The following is a 25,035-nucleotide window of genomic DNA, read 5'->3' as shown; positions in this document are numbered from 1 at the left end:
CTTCGAGGCGGCGCTTTTGTCTCCGCCGGTGGGTGCCGATGTTCCCGCCGGTGGGTGCCGACCGTTGGTCGGCACACCTTTGCCAACAGCAGCCGAGCATGGCTCGGCTCTACAAGAGCCCCTGCATGATCCAGAACGACATCGTCGTCTTCGGTTTGATCGCCGCCACCCTTGGCGCCGTGTTCTGGACCGCCTCGCGGGAGCAGGGCCTGTGGAAGCGCGTCTACACCTTCGTGCCGGCACTGCTGCTGTGCTACCTGATTCCCGGCATCTACAACACCGTCGGCCTGATCGACGGGCAGAACACCCGGCTCTACAACCCGATCGCGCGCGACATCCTGCTGCCGGCGGCGCTGATCCTGCTGACCCTTGCGGTCGACATCAAGGGCATCCTGCGGCTCGGCCCGAAGCTGGTGCTGATGTACCTGGGGGCCTCGGCCAGCATCATGCTCGGTGCGGTGGTGGCGTTCCTGCTGATGCGTGCCGTGCATCCGGAAACCGTGGCCGGCGACACCTGGGCCGGCATGGCCGCGCTGGCCGGCAGCTGGATCGGTGGCGGCGCCAACATGCTGGCGATGCGTGAAGTGTTCGACGTCAATGCGACCACCTTCGGACAGTTCGCGGTGGTCGACGTGGGGGTCGGCTACGTATGGATGGCCGCGCTGATCTTCCTGGCCGGGCGCGCGGCGAAGATCGACGCGCGCAGTGGTGCCGATACCTCGGCCATCGATGAGCTGAAGGAGCGCATTGCGCGCTTCCAGGCCGAACACGAGCGCATTCCCAGCCTCACCGACCTGATGCTGATCGTGGCGGTGGCCTTCGGCGGTGTCGGCCTGGCTCACGCCATTGGCGCACCGCTGGCGGCGTGGTTCAAGGCGAATGTCAGCTGGGCTGCGCAGTTCAGCCTGGACGCGCCGTTCGTGTGGGTGGTGGTGCTGTCGACCACGCTCGGCCTCAGCCTCAGTTTCACCCGTGCGCGCAACCTGGAAGGTGCGGGCGCATCGCGCCTGGGCTCGCTGCTGCTGTACTTCCTGATCGCCTGCATCGGCATGCAGATGGATCTGCTGGCGCTGCTGGATCGCCCGTGGCTGTTCCTGCTGGGCATCATCTGGATCAGCGTGCACATCGTGCTGCTGTGGTGCCTGGGCAAGCTGCTGAAGGTGCCGTTCTTCTATTTCGCCATCGGTTCGCAGTCGAACATTGGTGGCCCAGCCTCGGCGCCGGTGGTGGCCGCGGCGTTCCATCCGGCCCTGGCGCCGGTCGGCGTGCTGCTGGGAACGATGGGTTTTGCCACCGGCACGTACCTGGCCTACATCGTCGGCATTACCTTGCGGACGCTGGCCGGGCAGGGCTGATTGTGCACGGGGCGATGGGGCAGATCCTGTAGAGCCGAGCCCGCGCTCGGCTGCATCTGTATTTGTGCAGGTGACAGCGAAGAGCAGCCGAGCATGGGCTCGGCTCTACAGTAGATCCACGCCATGCGTGAATGGTGCGTACCAAGGTCCGCACCCACCAGCGGCGGTTACGCCGCCTGCAGCAATCCGCGTTCGATCAACCACGCCTTCGCGTCCTCGGCGTCCTGCTCGAACCACGCCTTCGTGGATCCCAGCCGATACGTATACCCCCAAGCATCCATGTCGGCCATCAGCCGCTGGCTGCCGACACCGGGCAGCTGCCCGGCCAGCACGATCTGCAGGTAGCAGGTCGCGTCTTCCTCGGCCACCGAGTCGGTGGCATCGGTATGCACCCGCGCACGCCGCTCCGGTGGCAGTACGATCAGGTGGCAGGCCTCATGCAGCATGGAGTGCACGGGCGTGTCATCGCGCACGTACACGTTGCTGGCGATGATGCCGGCCTCTGGTTCGCCCCAGTAACTGCCGGGAATCGGTTCGCCGGGCGCCACGTGGTGCAGCCGAAGGCCATGCGCGGCGAGCAGGCGCTGCGCGTCGGCGAAGGCGATGTCGCCCACGCAGGTGATGTCCACGGCGGTTGTCGTATCGGTCATGCGGGTCAGGCAGCCCCGCCCATGCAGGCACGGGCGGGGCAGGGGATCAGGGTTTGTCCGGGCCTTCGGGCAGCGCCACGGAAATGTCCAGCACGTCGTGCTGGCCATCCTTCACCAGGTCGACCTTCACCGCATCGACGTCGATGTTCACGTACTTCTTGATCACTTCCAGCAGCTCGCGCTGCAGCAGCGGCAGGTAGTCCGGGCCACCGCGGTGGCTGCGTTCCTGCGCGATGATGATCTGCAGGCGGTTCTTGGCGGTTTCGGCGGTGGTCTTCTTCGCTTTGAGGAAATCAAACAGGCCCATGCTTACCCTCCGAACAGCTTGCTGAAGAAGCCCTTCTTCTCGACGTTGGTGAAGCGCATCGGGCGTTCTTCGCCGAGGATGCGCGCGACGGCGTCTTCATAGGCCTGGCCGGCAGCGGATTCGACATCCAGGATGACCGGCTCGCCCTTGTTGGAGGCGTTGAGCACGTCGCCCGACTCCGGAATCACGCCGATCGCCTTCAGGCCGAGCACTTCCTCGACGTCGGCGATGCTCAGCATCTCGCCGCTTTCCACGCGCACCGGGGTGTAGCGGGTCAGCAGCAGGAAGGCCGGCACGTCCTGGCCGGATTCGGCCTTGTGGGTCTTCGAGTCGAGCAGGCCGATGATGCGGTCGGAGTCGCGCACCGACGACACTTCCGGGTTCACCACCACCACCGCGCGGTCGGCGAAATACATCGCCAGGAAGGCACCCTTCTCGATGCCGGCCGGGGAGTCGCAGATGATGTAGTCGAAACCGTCGGCGGCCAGGTCCTTCAGGACCTTGCCCACGCCTTCCTGGGTCAGTGCGTCCTTGTCGCGGGTCTGCGAGGCGGCCAGCACGTACAGGTTGTCAAAGCGCTTGTCCTTGATCAGGGCCTGCTTGAGGGTGGCTTCGCCGTGCACGACGTTGACGAAGTCATACACCACGCGGCGTTCGCAGCCCATGATCAGGTCGAGGTTGCGCAGGCCGACGTCGAAGTCGATCACCGCCACCTTCTTGCCGCGCCGCGCCAGGCCGCAGGCCAGGCTCGCGCTGGAAGTGGTCTTGCCGACGCCGCCCTTGCCGGAGGTGACTACGATGATTTCAGCCAAAGGACTTCTCCTGATGATTCTGTTTGGGGGCTGCGTCAGTCCAGCGCAGCGATCTTGATCTGGTCCTGTTCCAGCCAGACCTGCACGGCCTTGCCGCGCAGGTTGTCCGGGACATCGTCCAGTACCTTGTAATGGCCGGCAATGGCGACCAGTTCCGCATGGAAATCACGGCAGAAAATGCGTGCCGCGGTGTTGCCCTGGGCCCCTGCCAGCGCGCGACCGCGCAGGGTGCCGTAGATGTGGATGCTGCCATCGGCGATGACCTCGGCGCCGGCGCCGACGGTGGCCATCACGGTCAGGTCGCAGTTTTCCGCGTACAGCTGCTGGCCCGAACGCACGTTGCCCAGCTGCATGCGGCCCGGCTTCGGTGCAGCCGCGTCGGCCACCTTGGCCACCGGCGTTGCCGGGGCGGGCTTCGGTTCGGCACGGGCTGCGCGGCGCGGCTCCGGTGCAGGCGGCGGCGGGGCCGGTTCGGCCTCGGCACGCTCGTACTGCGCGCGGAACTTGGCCAGCAGCGGCAGGCCGAGCTGCTGCGAGAGCAGGTCGATCGCGCTGGTGCCATAGGCCAGCGCCACCGGCAGCACGCCGGCGCTGCGCAGGCCATCGACCAGCGCCTGCGCGGTGGCCACATCCGGCACCTGGCTCAGGCCGCCGAAGTCGAGGATCACCGCGGCGCGGCCGAACAGCTTCGGGGCGCGGGTCACGCGCTCGCGCATTTCCTGCACGAGGCGTTCGACATCAAGGGTACGGATGCGCAGGTTGGCGATGCCCACCTGGCCGATCTTCAGTTCACCGGCTTGTTCGTAATCGAAATTCACCGCCACGCTCAGGTCCCCGTCGGCCGCTGTGCCTGCGCCGGCAGCTGCCGTGCGCGTGTCCATGCCACATCCGGCAGCTTGCCGCCGTAGGTCTCCTTGACCCAGGGGTAGCTGCACAGTTCCTTGGCCAGCATGCTGGCGCGCACATCGACCTGCGGCATCGTGTTCTGGCCCAGCTCGCGGAAGCCGAAGCTGCCGTGGAAGAGCAGGGCGGCATCGGCGCCATGGTCGAGGAAGACTTCGCAGGTCATCTGCGGGTAGCGCAGCTCGGCGAAGCTCTGCGCGTCGGCATAGAACGCACGGCCGACGCCGCCGCCACGACGGCGGCTGGCGACCACGATGCGGTCGATATAGAAGAACGGGGTGTCCAGCTGCTGCTTGAACCAGGCGAAATTGCTGCTGTCGTGCTGGCTGTCGCTGCCAAAGCCGATCAGGAAGCCGGCCAGGTTGCCGTCGCGCTCGGCGACGCGGAAGTATTCAGCGGTTTCATAGAACAGGCGCAGGCGGGCCGCATCCAGGGGAAGGATGGCCAGGCCAGCATTGTTGTTCAAAGCCAGGACGGAATCGAGCTCGTGCTCGCGCACGTCGCGGATGACAATCGACATTGTGACTCCGTGGGGTAACGCGGTTGGTCCATCAAGGGACCCTGCGCACGATTATTGCATGCCCGGGGTGGGCTGCGGCATGAACAGGCGACCGCAGGGGCATGACTTCCGTGGGAGTGCGCGACGCAGGCCGGACCCGTAGAGTGCTGGCATGTTGGGAGTCCTCAGCCATACCCGCGTCCTCCGCCTGGCCGGCCTGTTCACCTGGGTCATGGTCGGCCTGCCGCTGGCGTACTCGCAGTTCGAGAACCTGCACAGCCGCGCTGACATGGGCGGCTGGGCGATCCTGCTGTTCGTCGCCTACCTGTCCTTCGGCACGGCCTACTACTGGCTGACCCGCATCCTGCGCAGCGACAGCCACACCAGCTGGCTGGACCGCGGCCTGCTGCTGTTGCTGACGGTCTCGGCGCTGGGGGTCAGCTTCCTCAGCGGGTCGGGCCTGGGCAGCATCCTGATGATGGTGGCCGCCGGGGTCATTCCGTGGATGCTGTCGGTACGGCTGGGCGTGCTGTGGCTGCTGGTCAGCCAGCTGGCCGTGGCTCCGGTCTATTACCTGCTGCTGCGCTTCCCGCTGTTCGAAGCGGTGATGCAGTCGCTGCTGTATGGCGGCTTCTCCATGTTCATCTTCGTGACCAGCCTGGTCGCGCGGCAGCAGACCGAGGCCCGCGACGAGCAGCGCCGGCTCAATTCGGAACTGCGCGCCACCCGCGCCCTGCTGGCCGAGAGCGCGCGGGTCAACGAACGCACCCGCATTTCGCGCGAACTGCATGACCTGCTGGGCCACCAGCTGACCGCGCTGACCCTGAACCTGGAGGTCGCCGGGCACCTGGCCGAGGGCCAGGCCCTCGATCACGTGAAGCGCTCGCACGCGCTGGCCAAGCTGCTGCTGGGCAACGTGCGCGAGGTGGTGAGCCAGCTGCGCGAGACCGGCGCGATCGATCTGGCTGCGGCGCTGCGCCCGCTGACCGAGAACGTGCCCTCGCTGGACATCCAGCTGGAGATCGAGGATCCGCTGAACGTGGAGGACCCGCAGCGGGCCCACGTACTGCTGCGCTGCACCCAGGAGATCATCACCAACGCGGTGCGCCATGCCAGTGCCCGCCACCTGTGGATCAGGGTGTACCGTGAAGCCCCCGATCGGGTGGTGGTCGAGGCCCGCGACGACGGCGTCGGCGCGGATATGGTCAATGTGGGCAATGGCTTGCGCGGCATGCGCGAGCGCCTGCAACAATGTGGTGGCCAGCTGCAGATCGAAACCCGCCCCGGTGAGGGTTTCCGGCTGCGGGCGACGGTGCCGGCAACGGTGCTGGTGGCGGCCCTTACCAAGGTTCCTGAAGGAGTGCGTTGATGATTCGCGTCTGCCTGGTCGACGACCAAACCCTGGTGCGGCAGGGAATCCGCTCCCTGCTGGCGCTCGACGACGGCATCGAGGTGGTGGCCGAGGCCGGCGACGGCCGGCAGGCGGTCGAGCTGATCCCCCAGGTACGCCCCGACGTGGTGCTGATGGACATGCGCATGCCGGTGATGTCGGGGCTGGAGGCCCTGCAGGTGCTGTCGCGGCAGGAACAGCTGCCGCCGACCATCATCCTCACCACCTTCGACGACGACCAGCTGGTGCTGGCCGGGCTCAAGGCCGGTGCCAAGGGCTACCTGCTCAAGGACGTCACCCTGGCACAGCTGGTCGGCGCCATCCGCACCGTGGCCGACGGGGGATCGCTGGTGCAGCCGGCGGTAACCCAGCGCCTGCTGTCCGGCCTGGAGCACATGCGCAATGAATTCGTCAGCCTGGACCGCCCGGACCCGCTGACCGACCGCGAGACCGAGATCCTGCGGCTGATGGCCAGTGGCTTCTCCAACAAGGAGATCGCCAATTCGCTGGGCGTCGCCGAGGGCACCATCAAGAACCACGTGTCCAACATCCTTTCCAAGCTGGGTGTGCGCGACCGTACGCGGGCCGTATTGAAGGCGTTCGAGCTCCAGCTGGTCTGAGAAAAAATCTTTCAAGTACAAAGACTTGGGTCGTAGTCGGGGGTTTCCGCCAAGGTTGCCCCCTACTTGCCGGGTAGCGGTATGCGTTACCCTTCGAATCCTTTGTCCATACAAATACGCAGCCGGCAGGGAAACCGGTGCGCCAATCCCGATAAACAATGCCCGCGAAGCCTGCTAGGATTGGCGCTTCGCTTCAATCAACCCGGCCGTGGGATCGGCCCCGGAGACTCTCTGAATGACCCGTATTATCGAGTTCCTGATCGCCTTGGGGATCGTGGCTGGCCTGTTCGTCATCATTGGCGTATGTCTGCCGGGCGAGCGTCACATCACCGAAAGCATCGAGACCAACCGCAAGATGACGATCGTGTACGACACGGTCAGCAGCCTGCGCCGCTTCAAGGACTGGAACCCGCTGGTACTGCGCGATCCCGCCGTTGATCTGAAGCTGTCCGGCCCGGCCTCGGGTGTCGGTGCCACCCTCGACTTCACCTCCAAGGACCTGGGTACCGGTTCCTGGAAGATCACCGAAGCCGAAGAGAACAAGCGTGTTGTGATCGCCATCGAGGACGCCACCAAGGGTCACGACAAGGTCACCACCTTCAACCTGGAGCCGACCGGCAAGGGCGGTCGCAACGTCAAGATCACCCAGGACTACTCGGTGAAGTACGGCTTCGACCTGTTCGGCCGTTACGCCGGCCTGTATGTCAGCCGCCAGATCGGCGATGACATCAAGATGGGTCTGTCGCGCATGGCCAACATGCTCGCAACCGTGCCGAACGTGGACTACCGCACGCCGGAAGCCCCGCTGACCGACCTGGCCATCGTTGAAGTGCCGGCCGAGAACCTGCTGGTGGTCAACGCCGGCAACGTGGACCGCGGTCAGGACACCATCACCAAGTCCATCAAGGACAACCAGGAGTGGATCAAGCGCGTGATGGAGGCCAATGGCCTTGAAGCTGCCGGTCCGTTCCGCATCATCACCACCGACTTCGGCCAGGAGAAGTACGCTTTCGACATCGCCCAGCCGGTGAAGAAGAAGGGTGCTGAAGGTGCTGCTGCCGACGAGCTGACCGTCAAGATCGACGGCGGCGCTCCGGTCAAGTACGTGCACGTTGCTCCGCACCGTTCGGCGCATGCGGCCTACACCGGCCACATGGCGGGTCTGGACGTGGCGCGCAACGGCCTGCGTGCCTGGGCCGTGACCTCGGGCAACGAAGTCATCGACCGTCCGTACGAAACCTGGAAGGACGGCATCGACAAGTCGTTCACCCCGGAAGGTACCTACGACATCTACTGGGCCGTCAAGTAATCCCCGGCTGACCCATGTAGTGTTGGACACGAAAACGCGCCGCTCATTGCGGCGCGTTTTTTTTCATCCGGCGCCCGGCAAGGGGCGCTTCGCAAGGAGCCCTCATGTTCAATCTGGAACGTCGCGCACGTAAGCCTTCCCTGCTGGCCTGCCTGGGGGCGCTGTTGGCTGCCGCCTCGATCGGCCTGTCTGCTTATGCATCGCATGGCGTAGCCGACCCGTTGGCGCAGCAGCATCTGAACATGGCGGCGCTGTATGCGTTCGCGCATGGCGCGGTGCTGGTGGCGCTTGGGCCGCGCGCGCAGGGGGCGATCGCACACCTGGCGCTGTACGTGCTGCTGCTGGGGGTCCTGCTGTTTTCCGGCAGCCTGGTGGGTGGGGCGTTGTGGCAGTGGCCGACACGGATGGCGCCGATCGGTGGCACCAGCATGATGGCCGGATGGGTGTTGCTGGCGATCAATGCGTTGAGGCGGTGAGGGTCGCAGGGCTGTCGCTCCGATCCATGCCGATGCGATCGTGATGGTTCATGGGCGTTACTTTTCTTTTCGCGCGAAAAGAAACGTAACCCAAAGAAACGCGCCGCCGGCCGCGAGCCGGTGCTGTGCACCGGTCCTCTGCGCTCCTCGGCCCGTCGAGGGGCGGGGCGGAGAGCAGCCGAGCGTGGCTCGGCTCTACAGAATCGCACGCACCTCTTCGCCCTCGCCGGACCTGCGGTGCTCGGCTCGCTTGAAGGCGGACCCAACAGCCGCGCGCTGATCCGTTGTAGAAGCTTCGAGCGAAGCGACCCGCTTTTGTCTTTGCTCTCTTGTTCCATCCCGTGGCGGACGCACGCGGAATCTGTCCGTGGCCGGGCGGGTGGGTTGCGCAGGGGCGTAAGCGCCATGGATGGCGCGCCCGAGCCTACAGGGACGTATTTACGGCGTCCCCTGCGCAGCGCACCCGCCCGGACAGCTCCATGAATTTCGCCTTGCGGTCGCCACGAGGGGCTCAGCCGTTGGCCGGTCTCCAGCACCAGTGCCAGGGTTCGTAGACGATGCCGTGCGGGTTGTCGCGCGGGTAGCTCAACCGGAAGCCGTGCCCAGCGGCATGGGCCTGCAGCCAGGCGAACGCGTCGGTAGCGTCGAACGATTCCTCGGCCGGGGCATCGCCCGGCGTGCCGATGTCCAGCGCATGGCCGCTGTGGTGTTCACTGAACCCCGGTGCGGCATTCACCTTCAGGATCTCCGTCACGCTCAGCCCGCGCGCCCGTTTCCGTTCGAAGATGCCCAGCTGGTAGGCATGGCTGCGGAAGCCAGAGATTGCATCCAGTGCGATGCCATCGCGCGCTGCATGCAGGCGCATCCGCCGCCAGCCCTGTGCAGCGCCGCGGCGCAGCCACAGCGGGCGGGCGAAGCGGTCGCGCCCAGCAAAGTGCAGCAGGCACGGTTCGGGTTCCAGCGGCAGGCCGCTGTCGTCGGCATAGCGCTGGGCATCCAGGCCGAGCTGCTGCAGGCGCTGCTGCAGCCCGGCGAGGGGCAGCCACTGCGCTTCCAGATTTGCACCGAATGGCCGGGCCGCGGCTGCATCCAGCAAGGCCAGTGCTTCCTCGGCCCCGGGCTCGCGCGCCAGGCGCGGCACCATGGCGTGCACGCCGTGTTCCACCACCGCCGCCAGGTAACGGCCATCGCACTTGCGCCGCAGCACCCAGTTCGCTCGTGACAGCAGGCGCGCGTCGAGATTGCTGCGCGCACGCAGCAGGCCGGCCGGCCACAGTTCGATGGTTTCGGTATTGATCAGCAGGGGCAGGCGTCGTTGCATCGCCGCAGCTTACTGCCGCGGGCCCGGCACGGCCACCTTGCGCAGTGCTTCCAGCAGCGCCTGTGGCCGATCGAGACTGAGCAGCAGGGTGCTGCCATCGCGGACCGGCAGGGCGAGGACGCGCGCGCGGTTGGTGACCAGCGCGAAGCCCTTGGCACCGCCCTGCAGGCGAAAGTGGCCGGAATAGAAGCCCGGCATTGCGTAGCCGTTGGTCTTGAAGCGGATGCCATAGCGGGGGTCACGCTGCAGGTCGACCACCTCGGCCTGGTCCAGCCGCAGCTGCGCCACCGGAACGCGGCGGCGGTACATCGTCGAGCGCACATCCAGCACGTTGTCGGCCAGTTCCACCCGGCGACGGAAGAATGCTGCGCCCAACCCGATGCCGAGTACCGCGATCACCAGCAGACTCCAGGCGGCACTGCCGCCCATCCGGAACCAGGGCGGCGACAGCGTTACTTCGATCCAGGGGGCACTGGCCGGCGTCTTGTACAGCTGCGCATACAAGCAGGCCACGAAGGCGGCGAGCAGGGGCAGCACGATCCACAGCACGCGCAACGGCGAGCTCTCGGCCACCTCGTACTGTTTCGGATCGCTGGCGCCCATGGCTCAGGCCTCCTTCTTGAACACCAGCATCGCCGGGCGCATCGGTGCGGGGATGATGATGTTGACCAGCTCCCAGCCCAGTTGGCCCTGGCGGCTCAGTTCGCTCTGGATGTCCTCGGCCTTGAGCAGGCCCATCATGGACGTCTTGACCTCGATCGTCTGGTAGCTCCAACGCTTGCTCATTCCTTGTCCTCCGAAGATGGCGTGGGTTTCGGCAGGCGTCCTGCCTTGCGCAGGGCGTCGCGCAGCACGTATTCGATCTGTGCGTTGAGGCTGCGCAGCTCGTCGTCAGCCCAGCGTTGCGCGGCGGCCAGGACGTCGGCATTGATGCGCAGCGGGTAGGCTTTCTTCTCACTCATGCAAGCTCCTGGCGGGGCGGTGGGGCGCCCCGTTGCGAGGGTGGTTCAGTACAGCGAACCGGCGTTGACGATCGGCTGGGTGCCGCGGTCCGAGCACAGCACGGTCAGCAGGTTGCTGACCATGTGCGCCTTGCGTTCCTCATCCAGCTGCACCACGCCGTTCTTCTGCAGTTCGGCCAGGGCCATTTCAACCATGCCGACCGCACCGGCCACGATGCGCGTGCGTGCAGCGATCACTGCGTTGGCCTGCTGCCGCTGCAGCATCGCCTGGGCGATTTCGGCGGCGTAGGCGAGGTGGCTGATGCGTGCGTCGATCACCTGCACGCCAGCGTCGGCCAGGCGTTCGGCCAGCTCGTTCTTCAGGTGCTGGGAGATCTCGCTGGCATGGCTGCGCAGCGCCAGCTGTCCCTCCTCGTGCTGGTCGTAGGGATAGCTGGTGGCCATCGCGCGCAACGCCGATTCGGACTGGATGTGCACGAAGCTTTCGTAGTCGTCCACGTTGTAGACGGCCTCGGAGGCATCGACCACCTGCCAGACGATGACCGCAGCGATCTCGATCGGGCTGCCGTCCAGCTCGTTGACCTTCAGCTTGCCGCTCTCGAAGTTGCGCACGCGCTGGCTGACCCGGCGCTTGGCATAGAAGGGGTTGTTCCAGCGCAGGCCGTTGTCCTTGACGGTGCCGACGTACTTGCCGAACAGGCTCAGCACCGCCGCCTGGTTGGGCTGGATGGTGTACAGGCCGGCCAGGATGAAGACCGCAGCGAAGATCACCAGCATGCCGGCCAGCATCAGCAGCAGGTTCGGTGAGCCGGAATCGGTCCTGGTCGTCGCCCCGAGTACGAACAGTGCGGTACCCGCCAGCGCGACCAGCAGGGATCCGGCCAGGGTGCCCAGGCCGTTGAGGGAGGCAAGCGACTTCTCTTTCATGGCGGTACTTCCTTGAGGGTTCGAATTGAAGATATCAAATTGATATCACTTGTCGACTACCGTTCGTCGGATGCCATGGTCAGGGTGCGCGGCCAGCTAGAATGCCCACCCGCCTTCACGTCGCTGCTGGAACCGCCATGGCCAAGCTTGGAACTCCGTTGTCCCCCTCCGCCACCCGCGTGCTGCTGCTGGGCTCGGGCGAACTTGGCAAGGAGGTGGCCATCGAGCTGCAGCGGCTGGGCGTGGAAGTGATCGCCGCTGACCGCTACGCCGATGCCCCGGCCATGCAGGTCGCCCACCGCTCGCACGTGATCGACATGCTCGATGCGATGGCGCTGCGCGCCCTGATCGCCCAGGAGCAGCCACATCTGGTGGTGCCGGAGATCGAGGCCATCCATACCGAGACCCTGGTCCAGCTGGAGCAGGAGCAGGGCCTGCGGGTGATCCCGACCGCACGCGCCGCGCGCCTGACCATGGACCGCGAGGGCATCCGCCGCCTCGCCGCCGAAACCCTGGGCCTGCCGACCTCGCCGTACCGCTTCGTCGATACCGAGGCCGAGTACCGTGCTGCCGTGGCCGCCATCGGCCTGCCGTGCGTGGTCAAGCCGGTCATGTCTTCCTCGGGCAAGGGCCAGAGCACCCTGCGCAGCGAAGCGGACATCGCTCCGGCCTGGGACTACGCACAGACCGGTGGCCGCGCCGGCGCCGGCCGCTGCATCGTCGAGGGTTTCATCGACTTCGATTACGAGATCACCCTGCTGACCGTGCGCCATGCCGGTGGCACCTCGTTCTGCGCGCCGATCGGCCATCTGCAGAAGGACGGCGACTACCGCGAAAGCTGGCAGCCGCAGCCGATGTCGAGCGCGGCACTGGCGCGTGCCGAAGAGATTTCGCGTGCGATCACCGACGACCTTGGCGGCTGGGGCCTGTTCGGCGTCGAGCTGTTCGTGAAGGGCGACGAAGTGTGGTTCAGCGAAGTGTCGCCGCGCCCGCACGATACCGGCCTGGTGACGCTGGTATCGCAGGAGCTGAGCGAGTTCGCGCTGCACGCGCGCGCGATCCTCGGCTTGCCGATTCCGGTGATCCGCCAGAGTGGTCCGTCGGCGTCGTGCGCGCTGTTGGCACACGGCGAGGGTGTGCCGTACTTCAACAATGTCGCCGCCGCGCTGCAGGTGCCGGATACCGCCGTGCGCCTGTTCGGCAAGCCGAGCGTGCATGGCCACCGCCGCGTCGGTGTGACCCTGGCGCGCGCGGAAACCATCGACGAAGCACGCGCCATCGCGCGTGATGCCGCCGACGCCATCGGCGTCGAACTGCGCCCGTAAAACGATAGCGCCGGGCCATGCCCGGCGGGAATCTTCTGTAGAGCCGAGCCCGCGCTCGGCTGCTTTTCCATGTGACGCTTCAGCCCGACAATGGATTCAAGTATTCAGTCTTGCGCGGTCTACCGGGGCGCTATTGAGCGCCGAATGACGCTGTTGGAGGATTTGCCGCAAAGCAGGTAAACGCTTCGCCGCACCTTCGAACTGAAAAGTGACATCTGGTTGAGCGTCAGAATCCTGCGTGTTTTATTTTCTGACGGATGAATGCCAAAGACACCTCAGGAGAAGGCTTGGACGAGCGGCTTACATCAGCGCTACCTGCCTTGTATCACCGAATTGGCCAATCACTGATTGATGCCGTGCCTACCGACCAATGCGGGATCTGGCTGAACTTCGAGATCATCAAGAATGCCTGGTCGGGTTGGGCGTTCTACCGCAAGCCGTCAGGCTCATACGGCTATCTGGAAATTCCAGATGATGCGGAAGCAGCGCTTCTGGAGATGCATCAGCTCTTTGCGCAATGGCACCATGCACTCTGGACGAGTTTGACGTTTCATCTGGATCCAGAGAACAAGATGGAAATCGAGCTCGGATATGAGCAGCTTTCCGAGGATGAGTTCATCGATTCCCTGGGTCGGGAGCAGGCTTGGCAGGACCGCTGTCTCGGGGCTGACGCTCAGATTGACTGGCAGAGCTACTAAGCTTGGTTGGTTGCAGTAGCCGAGCATGGGCTCGGCTCTACAACATCTTCAGCAACCGGTGGCGCCGGGTGATGCCCGGCGGCTGCGCCGGTTACGGCTTCACGTCCACCCACACCAGATGGTGGTCGCTGCCGTCGGCGATCTTCGCTTCCGGGCTTTCATTGGCCAGCCAGAAGATGCCGCTGCCCACGTATTCGAAGCCGGTCGAGGGCAGCACGTAGTCCAGGCGCATGGTGCCGGACTTCGGCCCGAAATCGCCGGTGGCGTGGAACGGCGCGCCCTTGCGCTCGATGCCCTTGGCCGCATAGGCCAGGCTGGTCTGCTCGCCGCCGACGCTGCGCGGGGTGGGGTAGCGCAGCACGCGCGCGTTATCGATCAGCTCGACGATCGCCTCGTGGCGGCCATCGCCATCGACCGGGTCGTTGTTCAGATCGCCAAGGATCACGAAGCGCGCGTCCTGCGCCAGGCCGCCACACTGGCCCTTGTCGTCGCACAGCCAGGGCTTCTCACCCTTGGACAGGTATTCCTGCCACAGGCGCAGTTCGTCGTGGTTACGTGCCGCGTTGCGCTTTTCCGGGCCGTCGAACACCGGCGGGGTCGGATGCGAGACCAGCGCGTGGACCACGCCGCCCGGGGTCTTCACCGGTACGTCCCAATGCGACTTCGACGACAGGCGCAGCTGCGACCACACATGATCGTTGTAGAAGCTTTGGCCGGTACGCGGGTCGACCGGGCGGATCGCACCGGGCATCGCGCTCCACTTCAACAGCTGGAAGCTGCGTACCTTGGTTTCATCGATCGGGTAGCGCGACAGCACCAGCATGCCGTACTGGCCCGGGTGCAGGCCGTAGCCCCACGCATCATTGCCACGGCCGCGGCCTTCGCCGCCGACCACGCCGTTGTTGTCCAGGTCCAGGCCGCTGGGCACACCTGTGTTGACCGGCGCCAGGTAGCGGTAGGCAAAGTGCAGCGGCTTGCCGCCGCCGGGCTGGGCGACTTCCAGGTAGCGCTTCTGGAACAGGTCGGCGGCGCGATGGGCATCGTCGAAATCGAATTCGTTCAGCAGCACCAGGTCCGGGCGCACCTGCTGCAGCACGGCGGCGATCTTGCGTGCGTGCTCGCTGTCGCCCTCCAGCTCCTTGATCAGGCCACCGGCGTCGTCGGAGTACAGCGAGGTGTTGTAGGTGGCCAGGCGCAGCGCAGTGGACGGCTTCTCAGTCATCGCGGGGGACGTGGCAAAGGCGGGGACGGTGGCGCCGCAGAGCAGGGCCAGGGCGAGGATCAGGGGTTTGGCGTTCATCCCCCTATTCTGCACCCGGCCCGGTGTCAGCGGTTTGTCAGCGCCCGTCCAGTTCGTTGTCGAAATCGTGCCAGCGGCGGCCGTCGTAGGCCTCAAGGGGATGGAAGCGGCGCTTGTAGTCCATCTTCTGGTGCCCGCGGATCCAGTAGCCCAGGTACACGTGCGGCAGCCCCTCGCGGCGCGCCCACTCGATCTGCTGCAGGATCGCGAAGGTACCCAGCCCGCGCGCGGCGTGGTCCGGGTCGAAGAACGTATAGACCGCCGACAGGCCATGCTCGGTGACGTCGGTCACCGCCACCCCCAGCAGCTGGCTGGGCTGGCCGTCGTGGCCGGGCAGGCGCATCTCCATGAAGCGGGTGTGCGACCAGCTGCCGATCAGGAACTGCTCGAATTCGTGCGGGCCGTGGTCGTCCATGCCTCCATTGGCGTGGCGGTGGGTGAGGTAGCGGTGATACAGCGCGAACAGGTCGTCGCGGGCGGTGGCGGCAGTGATCCGCACCTCCAGGTCGTCATTGCGGGCGGCACAGCGGCGCTGGCTGCGGTCCGGGGCGAAGCGCGCCACCGGGATCCGCACCGCCACGCAGGCCTGGCAGTGCGCGCAGTGCGGCCGGTAGACCAGGTCGCCGCTGCGGCGGAAGCCCCAGCTCAGTGCCAGCGGGTACAGGCCACCCAGCCGGCGATCGTGCGGATCCAGCACCAGGTCGCGCGCCACCCGGTCCGACCAGTACCCGCAGGGGTGCTCGCCGGTCTGGAAAAGTCGCAGTTCGTCGTCTCTGTCGCCATGTATCGCCATGGGCACAGCATAGCCCCAGCCTGTCGCAGAGGCGGCGACTGTCCAGCGGATGAATGGAATCGGCAGTGGCGTCAACCGACGTCGCGCCCGGGCGTTGTTGTCCCCCGAGGGTGAAGTGATCACCCCGACGCTGTTCCCATCCCCAGGAGTGACCTCATGATCCGTACCCCCCTGCTGCTGGCCCTGCTGCTGGGCACCTCCGCTTCCGGAATCGCGCTGGCCGCCGACACCCCGGCCATGCCGGCGCAGCGCCCGGCCAAGCTGGACACCAATGGCGACGGCGTGATCGACCGCAGCGAGGCGGCTGCCAATCCGCGCCTGGCCGCGAAGTTCGACGAGCTGGACAAGAACAAGGACGGCAAGCTCTCGCGCGATGAGCTGCCGCGCTGGCAGCATGGCCGCCGTGGCCACGGCGGTGAGCGCTGGGCCAGGCTGGACGTCAACAAGGACGGCCGCATCAGCCGCGACGAGGCCAAGGCCGATCCGCGCCTGGCTGCGCGCTTCGACCAGCTCGACCTCAACAAGGACGGTTACCTGGACAAGGCCGACCGCGAGCTGCGCATGAAGCAGCATCGTGATGCCTGGTTCGCTGCCGCCGACACCAACAAGGACGGCCAGCTGAGCAAGGCCGAGTTCGACGCAGCCAAGGGCCCGATGCACGGCGGCCCGCGCCAGGGCGGTCCACGCGATGGCGGCGCACCGAAGCCGCAGCGCTGAGCGTCAATGCGGTGATCGGAGACAACGCCGGCGCAGTGCCGGCGTTGTCGGTTACAGGTGGCCGTTGCGCATCAGCACATACACCACCAGGGCGATCACCAGCAGGTTCGCCCCGATGATGCCGGTGCGACCGTACATGGATTCGAATTTCCAGTTGGTTCCGCGGCGCCCACGCCGCGCCGAATCGCGCGCGATCATCGGCGCCATCACCCGTTGCAGCGGCACCAGGCACTGGTAGTTGACCACACCCAGGCCCAATGCCAGCAGCAGCATCTGGCTCCAGATCGGAGCCTGCAACAGTGCCGCCAGCAGCATCGCCAGGCACCAGACCAGGCCTGTACCGGTGTTGAGGCGGACAAAGTGCCGAACCTGCGCGCGTTCGCGTTCGGTCTCGGTATAGGACATCAGGAAGCGTGCACCGAGGTAGCTGCCGATCGCGCCGCCGGCGACACCGGCGAGGAGCGCCCCCCAGCTTGACACTGGCAGCACATGCAGTTGGCCGAGCGTGGCGGTCAGGGTGCCCATTGCGGTACCACCGGCTACGCTGGCGCCGCCCAGGCCGAGCTTGCTGCCACCGATGCCGACGCCGGTGCCGAGCAGGATCGCGGCGCTGGCGGTGCCGGGCGCGGCCACCAGCATCATCGACACCACGGCGGTGGCGAAGGCGGCGCTCGGCGCGCTGCTGCGGGCGAATTCACCGAAGCGCTGCAGCAGGCCGTCGCGCACCAGCGCGCGCGCGCGCGACAGGCGCTTGCGCACGGCGGCGTCGCTGAGCCCGAGCAGGTCGGCCACCTGCTGCGAGCGCTGGCCTTCGCGGTAGTACAGCAACAGCACTTCGCGGCTGTCGGCGGGCAGGGTGGAGATGATGTCCTCGGCGGCGATTTCTTCCTCCACCCGCTGCAGGCGATCGGCTGCGCCCGGGGACGGATCTGCGGCCATGCCCATCGCCACCTCGGCCGCCTCGCCGGTCAGTGGACGGCCACGCTGGGCGCGCAGCCAGTCGCGGGCCAGGTTGCGGGTGATCTGCCGCAGCCACGGCAGGAAGCTGGTCGCGCTGCGCAGCTGGTGCAGCTGCTGCCAGCCCTTCACAAAGGCCTCCTGGGCGATGTCCTCGCTGGCCTGGCGGTCGCGGGTGATGGCCAGCGCGATGGCGGTGACCGTGTTCTGGCAGGCCAGCACGATGCGGCCGTAGGCGTGCTGGCAACCGCTGGCGGCGGCGGGCAGTTCGCGTTCCAGGGTCTGGTCGATCGATGCGGCGAACGTCGTCATGGCGGCAGCTCTCCTGCTGGGATTGTGTCCCATGACGGAGCCGCGCGCGAAGTGTGACCGCAGATGCTGATGCATCTGCGGTCCGCGCATTCCACCTCATCCCCGCGCCGTTGGCGCGCCCCCTTGAACAACAAGGGGGGGCCAATCCTGACGGGTTACGGTGAAGTCGCGGCCCTGCTGACAGGCCGCTGCGCTCGCCGGGCATGGCCCGGCGCTACCGCCTCTTACTTGGAGGGCTGGATGCGGACCCGGACCTCGTCCTCTTCCGGGGCGGCCTGCGGTGCCGGTTGCGCCTGCTGCGGCTGGGCCTGCGGGGTGGGTGCCGGGGCACCACGATGGCGCAGGCCGATGACCAACGCCACGCCAGCAATCACCACCAGCAGGGCAATGCGGATGCGCCAGGCCCAGCTGCGGCCGCCGCTGCCCGGTTCCGCCGCGTCGCGGAAGGCGAATTCGGCGGTGGGGTGGTCGCGGCGGGTAGTGTCGAGCAGGCGCGCCTCGCGCAGGATTTCGCGCGCGCGCGGCTGGTCGTCGGCACGCACGATCCATACCGCCGGATAGGCGTTGGCGTTGCCCAGGTCGGTATAACTGAACTGGCCGCGGCGACGGGTCTTGTAGGAGCGCCCGTTGGTCACCTTGACCTCGATGCCATGCCCGCGCAGGAGCTCGGCCACGCCTTCGACGGTTTCCACGCGCTGGCTGCTGAAGATCTGGCGCATGGGTTTACTCCTTGGCCGGCACGGCGGCGGCCGCAGCCTGGTCGGGAACGACGCGGATCAGGCCTTCCTGCGCGGTGCTGGCCACCAGCACGCCGTTGCGGGTGAAGAACTGGCCGCGGGCCAGGCCGCGCGAATCCTGCGCGCTGGGGCTGTCCAGCGAGTACAGCAGCCAGTCGTCGGCGCGGAACGGGCGATGGAACCAGATAGCGTGGTCGAGCGAGGCCATCTGCACGTGCGGGTGGTAGTAGCTGATGCCGTGCGGGAAGGTTGCCGTGCCCAGCAGGTGGAAGTCGGAGGCATAGGCCAGCAGCGCCTGGTGCAGCTCCGGGGCATCGCCGACCGGCTCGCTCAGGCGCAGCCACACCTGGTGGTAGGGCGGGCGCTTGGGCGGGTTCAACTCGTCGCGCGGGTAGACGTGGCGGAACTCGAACGGGCCGCCACGCGACAGCCAGCGCTGCACCTTGATCGGCAGTCGCTCCAGCACCTCGGCCGGCAGCGGCCGGTTCGGTTCGATGTCTTCCGGCTGCGGCACCTCGGGCATCTTGTGCTGGTGCTCGGCGCCGGTCTCGGCCTGCTGGAACGAGGCCGCGCAGAAGAAGATCACCTTGCCGTGCTGGATCGCGGTGACCCGTCGCACCGAGAAGCTGCCGCCATCGCGGGTGCGGTCCACGTCGTAGACGATCGGGTGGTCGATGTTGCCGGCGCGCAGGAAGTAGGCGTGCAGCGAGTGCACGTGGCGGCCATTGTCGACCGTGGCCTGCGCCGCAGCCAGGGCCTGGCCCAGCACCTGCCCACCGAACACGTACTTGGTGCCGATGTCGCGGCTCTGCCCGCGGAACAGGTTGTCCTCCAGCCGCTCCAGCGTGAGCAGGTCGATCAGCTCGGAGACGACGGGTTCGGGCGTGTCGTTCAAGGGGGCGGCCACAGCAGTGAAGAGGCCCCGATTATACCGGTCAGGGGTCAGATCCCTTTCGCCTGGCGAAAGGGATCTGACCCAGATGCCACGCGATGCCCCAACCGCCTACTTGCCCAGCCGGGCGACCAGGGCCTGCAGGGCGTTCTGTGCGTCCGGGGCGAACCAGGCGTCGACGAAGCGGTCGAGCTGGATCAGGTCCGGGTGCAGCGCTTCGTGCAGGTCGGCGCGAGCGATGGCGCGGGTCAGCAGCATCGGCTGCCGAGGCTGCTTCAGCAGGTTCTGCAGCCAGGCCACGGCGCGGGCCACCACCAGGTCGCCTTCGGCCAGTTCATCGACCAGGCCGATCTGCAGCGCCTGTTCGGCCGGTACCAGCGAACCGGTGGTCAGCAGCACGCCGGCGCGGTGCACGCCCACCGCACGGCGCAGCAGGCGCTGGATGCCCTCCGGCGCGATCAGGCCCACCTGCACCTCGTTCAGGCCGATGGCATACGGCCGCGACGGATCGGCGCTGCGCGCCATTACCCGGTAGTCGCAGCACAGGGCCAGCACGCAGCCGCCGGCCGGGGCGTGGCCGGTGATCGCCGCGACCACCGGGATACGGCTCTCGGCCAGCGTGCGCACCGCGCCAAAGAAAGCGTTCCAGGTGTCCAGCAGCCTGTGCTTGTCATCGCCATGCGAGAGCAGGTGCGGCACGTCCATTCCACCGGTGAAGATGCGCTCGCTGCCCGACAGCACGATGCCGTGCGCGTCTTCGGCCATGGCCAGTTCGATGGCATGGATCAACTGCCGGCACAGGTCGGTGTCCAGTGCGTTGACCGGTGGCCGCGCCAGGCGCAGCTCGCGGATGGGGCCGTGGTTGATCACCTCGATGAGCGTCGTCATGCTGCGGTCTCGTTGCGAAGAAGGAACCTGGGCGATGATAACCAAACCATTCGTTGGCGTACTGTGGGTGCTGTGTGCGGCCGCAGCATCGGCTTCGGCTGCGGAATCACGCTGCGTCACGATGGAGCAGGGTTGGGCGCGGTTGCCACCGAATCCGGCAATGCCCATGACTGCCGGCTATGGCGTGATCCACAACGGCTGCAGCAGGGCGGTGGTGATCACCGGTGCGACCAGCAGTAGTTTCGGCGACGTGTCGCTGCACGAGACCACGATTGTCGATGGGGTCAGCCGCATGCGTGCGATCGAGCGCATGCCGCTGGCACCGGGCGCGCGCGCCGAGCTCACGCCCGGTGGCCTGCACCTGATGCTGATGCAGGGCCAGGGCGCGCTGAAGGAGGGGCAGGCGGTACCGCTGCGGCTGCAGCTGGAAGGCGGCGGCGAAGCGAGTGCGGCGTTGACCGTGCGCAAGGCCGCGAAATGACGGTCGGGTAGTGCCGGTCGCTGGCCGGCAGCACAGGAAATGCCGGCCAGCGGCCGGCACTACCGCAGGGTCTTACGACCAGTCGTACGAGAACAGCACCGTGCGGCTTACCGGCTCATACAGCATCACGATCGCGTCGGGGCCGGTGGCGCACCAGTTGTAGCCGGCGACTTCGGCGACGGCGAAGAACTTGTGGCCATCGCGGCGGATGATCGCCAGTTCGGCATCATCTGGAGCATGCCGGTCGTTGGCGGCGTCGGTGAATTCCAGGGTGAAGGCGGCCGGAATATCGGCCGTTTCGATCCAGTTGCCACAGGAAATCTGTCCCCCCAGCGTATCCAGATAATCGCGCTCGCTGGCCTCACCCTTGCCGTAGCGCGAGTAGCAGGCGAGGCGGCCATGCGTGGCGTGGTAGTGGCGGGCCTTGGCGTAGCTGTCGCGCATCTGCGCAATGTGTTCCTGCGCGTCCTTGTCCTGTACTGCGTCGCCGATGAAATAGCCCTCGTTGCCGAGGAAGCGCATCTGGTTGCCGGTGGTCAGCTCGAAGGCGATCCAGTTGGTGCCGGTGAAATCGTTGTGGTGTTCTTCGGTGGTTTCGCCGATGCAGCCGTCGTACGGCTCGATCGGGCACAGCATCGTTGCCACCTGGCCGGCCAGTTCCGGGCGCAGCACACCGAGGTCGATCTTCAGCAGCGGCAGCAGGTGCTTGCCGAGCCACGTCTGGTCGGCGGGGAAGACATCGGCAGGGAAGGGGACCATGCCGGGCAGCAGGTCGCGCAGTTCAGTCTGGTGGATCATCTCAGTCCTTTGAATGGATTCGGTAGTGCCGGCCGCTGGCCGGCATGCGCGAAGCGTCTGGAGGTTGCCGGCCAGCGGCCGGCACTACCTTCAGGTGGAAGCGCTGCGGATCGCCTCAGGCAGCGGCGCGCTCCTGCCGGTCTGGGTATCCATCCAGACCACCACCACGTTGCCGTCGGAATACAGCTTCGACGCGTCCTGCTGGTCGACAATGCGGTGGCCGATGGTCACGCTGCTGTTGCCCAGGCGCTCGACGAACAATTCGACCACGATGTCGTTGGGCCACACGATCGGCAGCCGGTAATTGACGTTGGTCGCGGCCACGACCGGGGCGATGCGGTCGGTCATCGACACGCCGTCCACGCCCAACATCCAGCGCACGCGCGCTTCTTCCAGGTAGGAAATGTACTTGGCGTTGTTGACGTGGCCCATGCTGTCCATGTCACGCCAGCGCACGCTGATCGGGATGCGGGCCAGGATCTTGTGTTCGCTGCTCATCAGGCGTCCTTCTTCTTCGACGTGCTCTTGCTGGCCTTGCCGGTGCTCTTGGCGGCCACGGCCTTCTTCGCCACCTTGGCCGGCTTCTCGGGCTTCACCTTGCGCGGCGGGCGGGCGTCAGGCTTGTTGGCCACGGCGGCCGGCTGCTCGGGGCGCGCGCTGGTGGAGGGCAGCATGCGGGCCAGGAACTGGCCGGTGTACGACTGCGGGCAGGCCGCCACGTCTTCCGGCGTGCCGGTGACCAGGATGGTGCCGCCGCGGTGGCCACCCTCCGGACCCAGATCGACGATCCAGTCGGCGGTCTTGATCACGTCCAGGTTGTGCTCGATCACCACCACCGTGTTGCCTTCGTCGCGCAGCTTGTGCAGCACGCCCAGCAGCGCTTCGATGTCGTGGAAGTGCAGGCCGGTGGTCGGCTCGTCGAGGATGTACAGGGTGCGGCCGGTATCGCGGCGCGACAGTTCCTTGGACAGCTTCACGCGCTGCGCTTCGCCACCGGACAGCGTGGTCGCGCTCTGGCCCAGCTTGATGTAGCTCAGGCCGACGTCGACCAGCGTTTCCAGCTTGCGTGCAATCGACGGCACCGGCTCGAACAGCTTCAGCGCATCCTCGACGGTCATTTCCAGCACGTCGTTGATGTTGAAACCCTTGTACAGGATCTCCAGCGTCTCGCGGTTGTAGCGCTTGCCGTGGCAGACATCGCACGGCACGTACACGTCCGGCAGGAAGTGCATCTCGACCTTGATCAGGCCATCGCCCTGGCAGGCCTCGCAGCGGCCACCACGCACATTGAAGCTGAAGCGGCCCGGCGAGTAGCCGCGTGCACGCGCTTCGGGCACCTGTGCGAACAGTTCGCGCAGGGGAGTGAACAGGCCGGTGTAGGTGGCCGGGTTCGAACGCGGGGTGCGGCCGATCGGCGACTGGTCGATGTCCACCACCTTGTCGAACAGGTCCAGGCCATCGATCTCCTTGTACGGGGCGATCGGGTGCGAGGCGCCGTTGATCTCGTTGGCAGCCAGCGAGAACAGGGTGTCGTTGATCAGGGTCGACTTGCCGGAGCCGGACACACCGGTCACGCAGGTCAGCAGGCCCGACGGAATCGCCAGGTCCACGCCCTTGAGGTTGTTGCCGCTGGCCCCACGCAGGTGCAGGGTCATCTTCGGGTTCGGCTTGTGCCGGCGCGCCGGGATCTCGATCGCGCGCTTGCCCGACAGGTACTGGCCGGTCAGCGAGCGCGGTGCCTCCAGGATGTCCTGCAGGGTGCCCTGGCCGACGATCTCGCCGCCATGCACGCCCGCGCCCGGGCCGATGTCCAGCACGTAGTCGGCCAGGCGGATCGCGTCCTCGTCATGCTCGACCACGATCACCGTGTTGCCGAGGTCGCGCAGGCGGGTGAGGGTGCCGAGCAGGCGTTCGTTGTCGCGCTGGTGCAGGCCGATCGACGGTTCGTCGAGCACGTACATCACGCCGACCAGGCCGGCGCCGATCTGGCTGGCCAGGCGGATGCGCTGCGCCTCGCCACCGGACAGGGTGTCGGCCTTGCGCTCGAGGGTCAGGTAATCCAGGCCCACGTCGACCAGGAAGCCGAGGCGTTCGCCGATTTCCTTGACGATCTTCGCGGCGATCTCGCCGCGCCAGCCCGGCAGACTCAGCTCGCTGAAGAACTTCAGCGCCTCGTCGATCGGCAGCACCACCAGCTCCGGCAGCGGGCGGTCGGCCACGAACACATTGCGTGCAGCCTTGTTCAGGCGCGCGCCATGGCATTCCGGGCAGGGTTGTTCGCTGATGTACTTGGACAGCTCTTCGCGCACCGCCGGCGATTCGGTTTCCTTGTAGCGGCGCTCGAGGTTGGGAATGATGCCCTCGAAGCGATGCTTGCGCTGGGTGCGGCCACCGGCTTCGGTGAAGTAGGTGAAGGTGATCGCTTCATCGCCGCTGCCGTACAGCACGGCCTGCTGCACCTTGTCCGGCAGCGAGTTCCAGGCCGCGTCGACGTCGAACCGGTAGTGCTTGGCCAGCGAAGCGATCAGCTGGAAGTAGTAGGCATTGCGGCGGTCCCAGCCGCGCACCGCACCGGCGGCCAGCGACAGCTCGGGGTGCACCACCACGCGCGAGGGATCGAAGAACTCGGCCATGCCCAGGCCATCGCAGCCGGGGCAGGCGCCCATCGGTGCGTTGAACGAGAACAGGCGCGGCTCCAGTTCCGGCAGCGAGTAATCGCAGACCGGGCAGGAGTATTTGGAGGAGAACAGGGTCGGCGCGGTTTCCGTGTTGTCCAGGCTCTGCACCGACGCCATGCCGTCGCCCAGCTTCAGCGCGGTCTCGAAGCTCTCGGCCAGGCGCTGCTTGATGTCCTCGCGCGGGCGGAAGCGGTCGATCACCGCCTCGATGGTGTGCTTCTGGCGCAGCGCCAGCGGCGGCACCGCGTCGATCTCATGCAGCTCGCCGTCCACGCGCACGCGCACGAAACCCTGCGCACGCAGCTGGTCGAATACCTGCGCGTGCTCCCCCTTGCGGTCGCGGATGACCGGCGCCAGCAGCATGTAGCGCTGTTCCGGGTCCAGGGTCAGCACCTGGTCGACCATCTGGCTGACCGTCTGTGCTTCCAGCGGGTAGCCGTGGTCCGGGCAGCGCGGGGTGCCGACGCGGGCGTACAGCAGGCGCAGGTAGTCGTAGATCTCGGTGATCGTGCCGACCGTCGAACGCGGGTTGTGCGAGGTCGACTTCTGCTCGATCGAGATCGCCGGGGACAGGCCCTCGATGTGGTCCAGGTCCGGCTTTTCCATCACGCTCAGGAACTGGCGCGCATAGGCCGACAACGACTCGACATAGCGGCGCTGGCCTTCTGCATAGATGGTGTCGAACGCCAGCGAGGACTTGCCCGAGCCGGACAGGCCGGTGATCACGATCAGCTTGTCGCGGGGCAGGTCGAGGTCGAGGTTCTTCAGGTTGTGCGTCCGCGCGCCGCGGATGCGGATGAAATCCATCGCCATGGGGGATCCGGTTGTGGGGGCGTTGGCTGGGTGCCGGGCCAGCAGGGAACGGCAATCGGTCAGCCTACCGAGGTGACCAGATGGGGGCAATGGGCGACAATGCCAGCCCCGTGTC

Annotated in this window: 28 protein-coding genes; 9 read left to right on the top strand and 19 right to left on the bottom strand. The window is 66.7% G+C overall.

Features of this window, described 5'->3' with window-relative positions; all coding sequences use genetic code 11:
- Positions 1-125: 125 nt before the first annotated feature.
- On the top strand, positions 126-1,355 hold the full coding sequence (locus AC5P5V_RS02540) for a DUF819 family protein (protein WP_134968087.1): 1,230 nt from the start codon (positions 126-128) through the stop codon (positions 1,353-1,355).
- Positions 1,356-1,522: 167 nt separating this feature from the next.
- Here the strand turns inward: AC5P5V_RS02540 and AC5P5V_RS02535 are convergent, their stop codons facing one another.
- Genes AC5P5V_RS02535 through AC5P5V_RS02515 form a run of 5 tightly spaced genes read right to left on the bottom strand, consistent with a single transcriptional unit; the run spans position 1,523 to position 4,547 of the window.
- Positions 1,523-2,005, bottom strand: a complete 483-nt coding sequence (locus tag AC5P5V_RS02535; RefSeq protein WP_134968088.1) for a hypothetical protein — start codon at positions 2,003-2,005, stop codon at positions 1,523-1,525.
- Positions 2,006-2,051: 46 nt separating this feature from the next.
- Positions 2,052-2,312, bottom strand: a complete 261-nt coding sequence (gene minE / locus AC5P5V_RS02530) for a cell division topological specificity factor MinE (protein ID WP_005408532.1) — start codon at positions 2,310-2,312, stop codon at positions 2,052-2,054.
- Between the two features lie 2 nt (positions 2,313-2,314).
- Complete coding sequence (minD, locus tag AC5P5V_RS02525; protein ID WP_006424120.1) at positions 2,315-3,124, bottom strand: septum site-determining protein MinD; 810 nt, start codon at positions 3,122-3,124, stop codon at positions 2,315-2,317.
- Positions 3,125-3,159: 35 nt separating this feature from the next.
- Positions 3,160-4,005 (bottom strand): septum site-determining protein MinC, encoded by an 846-nt coding sequence (minC, locus tag AC5P5V_RS02520; protein WP_049413254.1) that lies wholly within the window; start codon positions 4,003-4,005, stop codon positions 3,160-3,162.
- Positions 3,951-4,547 (bottom strand): GNAT family N-acetyltransferase, encoded by a 597-nt coding sequence (locus tag AC5P5V_RS02515; RefSeq protein ID WP_005415684.1) that lies wholly within the window; start codon positions 4,545-4,547, stop codon positions 3,951-3,953. The genes minC and AC5P5V_RS02515 overlap by 55 nt, the downstream gene beginning before the upstream one ends.
- A gap of 151 nt (positions 4,548-4,698) precedes the next feature.
- Here AC5P5V_RS02515 and AC5P5V_RS02510 point away from each other — a divergent pair, with 151 nt between their 5' ends.
- The 4 genes from AC5P5V_RS02510 (at position 4,699) to AC5P5V_RS02495 (ending at position 8,321) form a co-directional block, all read left to right on the top strand.
- Positions 4,699-5,895: a sensor histidine kinase gene (locus tag AC5P5V_RS02510; protein ID WP_061480385.1), complete on the top strand. Its 1,197-nt coding sequence runs from the start codon at positions 4,699-4,701 to the stop codon at positions 5,893-5,895.
- Complete coding sequence (locus AC5P5V_RS02505) at positions 5,895-6,536, top strand: response regulator (protein ID WP_006424175.1); 642 nt, start codon at positions 5,895-5,897, stop codon at positions 6,534-6,536. The genes AC5P5V_RS02510 and AC5P5V_RS02505 overlap by 1 nt, the downstream gene beginning before the upstream one ends.
- Before the next feature lie 235 nt (positions 6,537-6,771).
- The gene (locus tag AC5P5V_RS02500) at positions 6,772-7,845 is read left to right on the top strand and encodes a polyketide cyclase (RefSeq protein ID WP_005415686.1); all 1,074 of its coding nucleotides are present in this window, start codon (positions 6,772-6,774) and stop codon (positions 7,843-7,845) included.
- Between the two features lie 104 nt (positions 7,846-7,949).
- Positions 7,950-8,321 (top strand): DUF423 domain-containing protein, encoded by a 372-nt coding sequence (locus tag AC5P5V_RS02495; RefSeq protein WP_019659313.1) that lies wholly within the window; start codon positions 7,950-7,952, stop codon positions 8,319-8,321.
- Positions 8,322-8,832: 511 nt separating this feature from the next.
- Here AC5P5V_RS02495 and AC5P5V_RS02490 read toward each other — a convergent pair.
- The 5 genes from AC5P5V_RS02490 to AC5P5V_RS02470 are packed head-to-tail and all read right to left on the bottom strand — an operon-like array spanning position 8,833 to position 11,531.
- Positions 8,833-9,642, bottom strand: a complete 810-nt coding sequence (locus AC5P5V_RS02490) for a M15 family metallopeptidase (protein ID WP_134968942.1) — start codon at positions 9,640-9,642, stop codon at positions 8,833-8,835.
- A gap of 9 nt (positions 9,643-9,651) precedes the next feature.
- Positions 9,652-10,245, bottom strand: a complete 594-nt coding sequence (locus AC5P5V_RS02485; protein WP_061480382.1) for a PH domain-containing protein — start codon at positions 10,243-10,245, stop codon at positions 9,652-9,654.
- Positions 10,246-10,248: 3 nt separating this feature from the next.
- Positions 10,249-10,428 carry a DUF4177 domain-containing protein gene (locus AC5P5V_RS02480; RefSeq protein WP_005415690.1) on the bottom strand — a complete coding sequence of 60 codons (180 nt, stop codon included), beginning with the start codon at positions 10,426-10,428 and terminating at the stop codon, positions 10,249-10,251.
- Entirely contained in the window at positions 10,425-10,604 is a 180-nt protein-coding gene (locus AC5P5V_RS02475) for a type II toxin-antitoxin system antitoxin (RefSeq protein ID WP_005415691.1), read from the bottom strand. The genes AC5P5V_RS02480 and AC5P5V_RS02475 overlap by 4 nt, the downstream gene beginning before the upstream one ends.
- Before the next feature lie 45 nt (positions 10,605-10,649).
- Positions 10,650-11,531, bottom strand: a complete 882-nt coding sequence (locus tag AC5P5V_RS02470) for an SPFH domain-containing protein (protein WP_134968943.1) — start codon at positions 11,529-11,531, stop codon at positions 10,650-10,652.
- Positions 11,532-11,668: 137 nt separating this feature from the next.
- Between AC5P5V_RS02470 and purT the strand changes: the two genes are divergently transcribed.
- Both purT and AC5P5V_RS02460 read left to right on the top strand, forming a co-directional pair.
- The gene (purT, locus tag AC5P5V_RS02465; protein WP_014646362.1) at positions 11,669-12,856 is read left to right on the top strand and encodes a formate-dependent phosphoribosylglycinamide formyltransferase; all 1,188 of its coding nucleotides are present in this window, start codon (positions 11,669-11,671) and stop codon (positions 12,854-12,856) included.
- Positions 12,857-13,143: 287 nt separating this feature from the next.
- Positions 13,144-13,554, top strand: a complete 411-nt coding sequence (locus tag AC5P5V_RS02460) for an immunity protein YezG family protein (protein WP_181357903.1) — start codon at positions 13,144-13,146, stop codon at positions 13,552-13,554.
- A gap of 91 nt (positions 13,555-13,645) precedes the next feature.
- Here the strand turns inward: AC5P5V_RS02460 and AC5P5V_RS02455 are convergent, their stop codons facing one another.
- Together AC5P5V_RS02455 and AC5P5V_RS02450 are read right to left on the bottom strand one after the other, a co-directional pair.
- Positions 13,646-14,854 (bottom strand): endonuclease/exonuclease/phosphatase family protein, encoded by a 1,209-nt coding sequence (locus tag AC5P5V_RS02455; protein WP_134968945.1) that lies wholly within the window; start codon positions 14,852-14,854, stop codon positions 13,646-13,648.
- A 37-nt stretch (positions 14,855-14,891) separates the two neighbouring features.
- Positions 14,892-15,647 (bottom strand): arginyltransferase, encoded by a 756-nt coding sequence (locus AC5P5V_RS02450; RefSeq protein WP_061480378.1) that lies wholly within the window; start codon positions 15,645-15,647, stop codon positions 14,892-14,894.
- 156 nt (positions 15,648-15,803) lie between these two features.
- On the opposite strand from AC5P5V_RS02450, the gene AC5P5V_RS02445 reads away from it, so the two are divergent.
- Entirely contained in the window at positions 15,804-16,364 is a 561-nt protein-coding gene (locus AC5P5V_RS02445) for an EF-hand domain-containing protein (protein WP_134968946.1), read from the top strand.
- 51 nt (positions 16,365-16,415) lie between these two features.
- Here AC5P5V_RS02445 and AC5P5V_RS02440 read toward each other — a convergent pair whose 3' ends face one another.
- The 4 genes from AC5P5V_RS02440 to AC5P5V_RS02425 all read right to left on the bottom strand — a co-directional run bounded on the left by AC5P5V_RS02440 (position 16,416) and on the right by AC5P5V_RS02425 (position 20,150).
- Positions 16,416-17,633 carry an RNA polymerase sigma factor gene (locus AC5P5V_RS02440; protein WP_231352604.1) on the bottom strand — a complete coding sequence of 406 codons (1,218 nt, stop codon included), beginning with the start codon at positions 17,631-17,633 and terminating at the stop codon, positions 16,416-16,418.
- 224 nt (positions 17,634-17,857) lie between these two features.
- Positions 17,858-18,352 (bottom strand): pathogenicity-like protein, encoded by a 495-nt coding sequence (locus AC5P5V_RS02435; protein WP_231352605.1) that lies wholly within the window; start codon positions 18,350-18,352, stop codon positions 17,858-17,860.
- 4 nt (positions 18,353-18,356) lie between these two features.
- A complete protein-coding gene (gene tesB, locus AC5P5V_RS02430) occupies positions 18,357-19,277 on the bottom strand; it encodes an acyl-CoA thioesterase II (protein WP_005408551.1) in 921 nt (306 codons plus the stop codon).
- A 96-nt stretch (positions 19,278-19,373) separates the two neighbouring features.
- Positions 19,374-20,150: an enoyl-CoA hydratase/isomerase family protein gene (locus AC5P5V_RS02425; protein WP_134968499.1), complete on the bottom strand. Its 777-nt coding sequence runs from the start codon at positions 20,148-20,150 to the stop codon at positions 19,374-19,376.
- A 34-nt stretch (positions 20,151-20,184) separates the two neighbouring features.
- Between AC5P5V_RS02425 and AC5P5V_RS02420 the strand changes: the two genes are divergently transcribed.
- Entirely contained in the window at positions 20,185-20,631 is a 447-nt protein-coding gene (locus tag AC5P5V_RS02420; protein ID WP_134968498.1) for a copper chaperone PCu(A)C, read from the top strand.
- Between the two features lie 72 nt (positions 20,632-20,703).
- On the opposite strand, the gene AC5P5V_RS02415 is transcribed toward AC5P5V_RS02420, so the two are convergent.
- From AC5P5V_RS02415 to uvrA, 3 genes are all read right to left on the bottom strand, one after another.
- Positions 20,704-21,429 carry an enolase gene (locus AC5P5V_RS02415; RefSeq protein ID WP_134968497.1) on the bottom strand — a complete coding sequence of 242 codons (726 nt, stop codon included), beginning with the start codon at positions 21,427-21,429 and terminating at the stop codon, positions 20,704-20,706.
- Positions 21,430-21,519: 90 nt separating this feature from the next.
- The gene (locus AC5P5V_RS02410) at positions 21,520-21,927 is read right to left on the bottom strand and encodes an acyl-CoA thioesterase (protein WP_061480767.1); all 408 of its coding nucleotides are present in this window, start codon (positions 21,925-21,927) and stop codon (positions 21,520-21,522) included.
- Positions 21,927-24,920: an excinuclease ABC subunit UvrA gene (uvrA, locus tag AC5P5V_RS02405; RefSeq protein WP_061480766.1), complete on the bottom strand. Its 2,994-nt coding sequence runs from the start codon at positions 24,918-24,920 to the stop codon at positions 21,927-21,929. The genes AC5P5V_RS02410 and uvrA overlap by 1 nt, the downstream gene beginning before the upstream one ends.
- Positions 24,921-25,035: the final 115 nt, after the last annotated feature.

This window comes from Stenotrophomonas sp. YJH_SMC_130 (genome assembly GCF_059369035.1).
The sequence above is the reverse complement of the archived record's forward strand: the minus strand, read 5'-3'. Positions and strand labels throughout refer to the sequence as shown.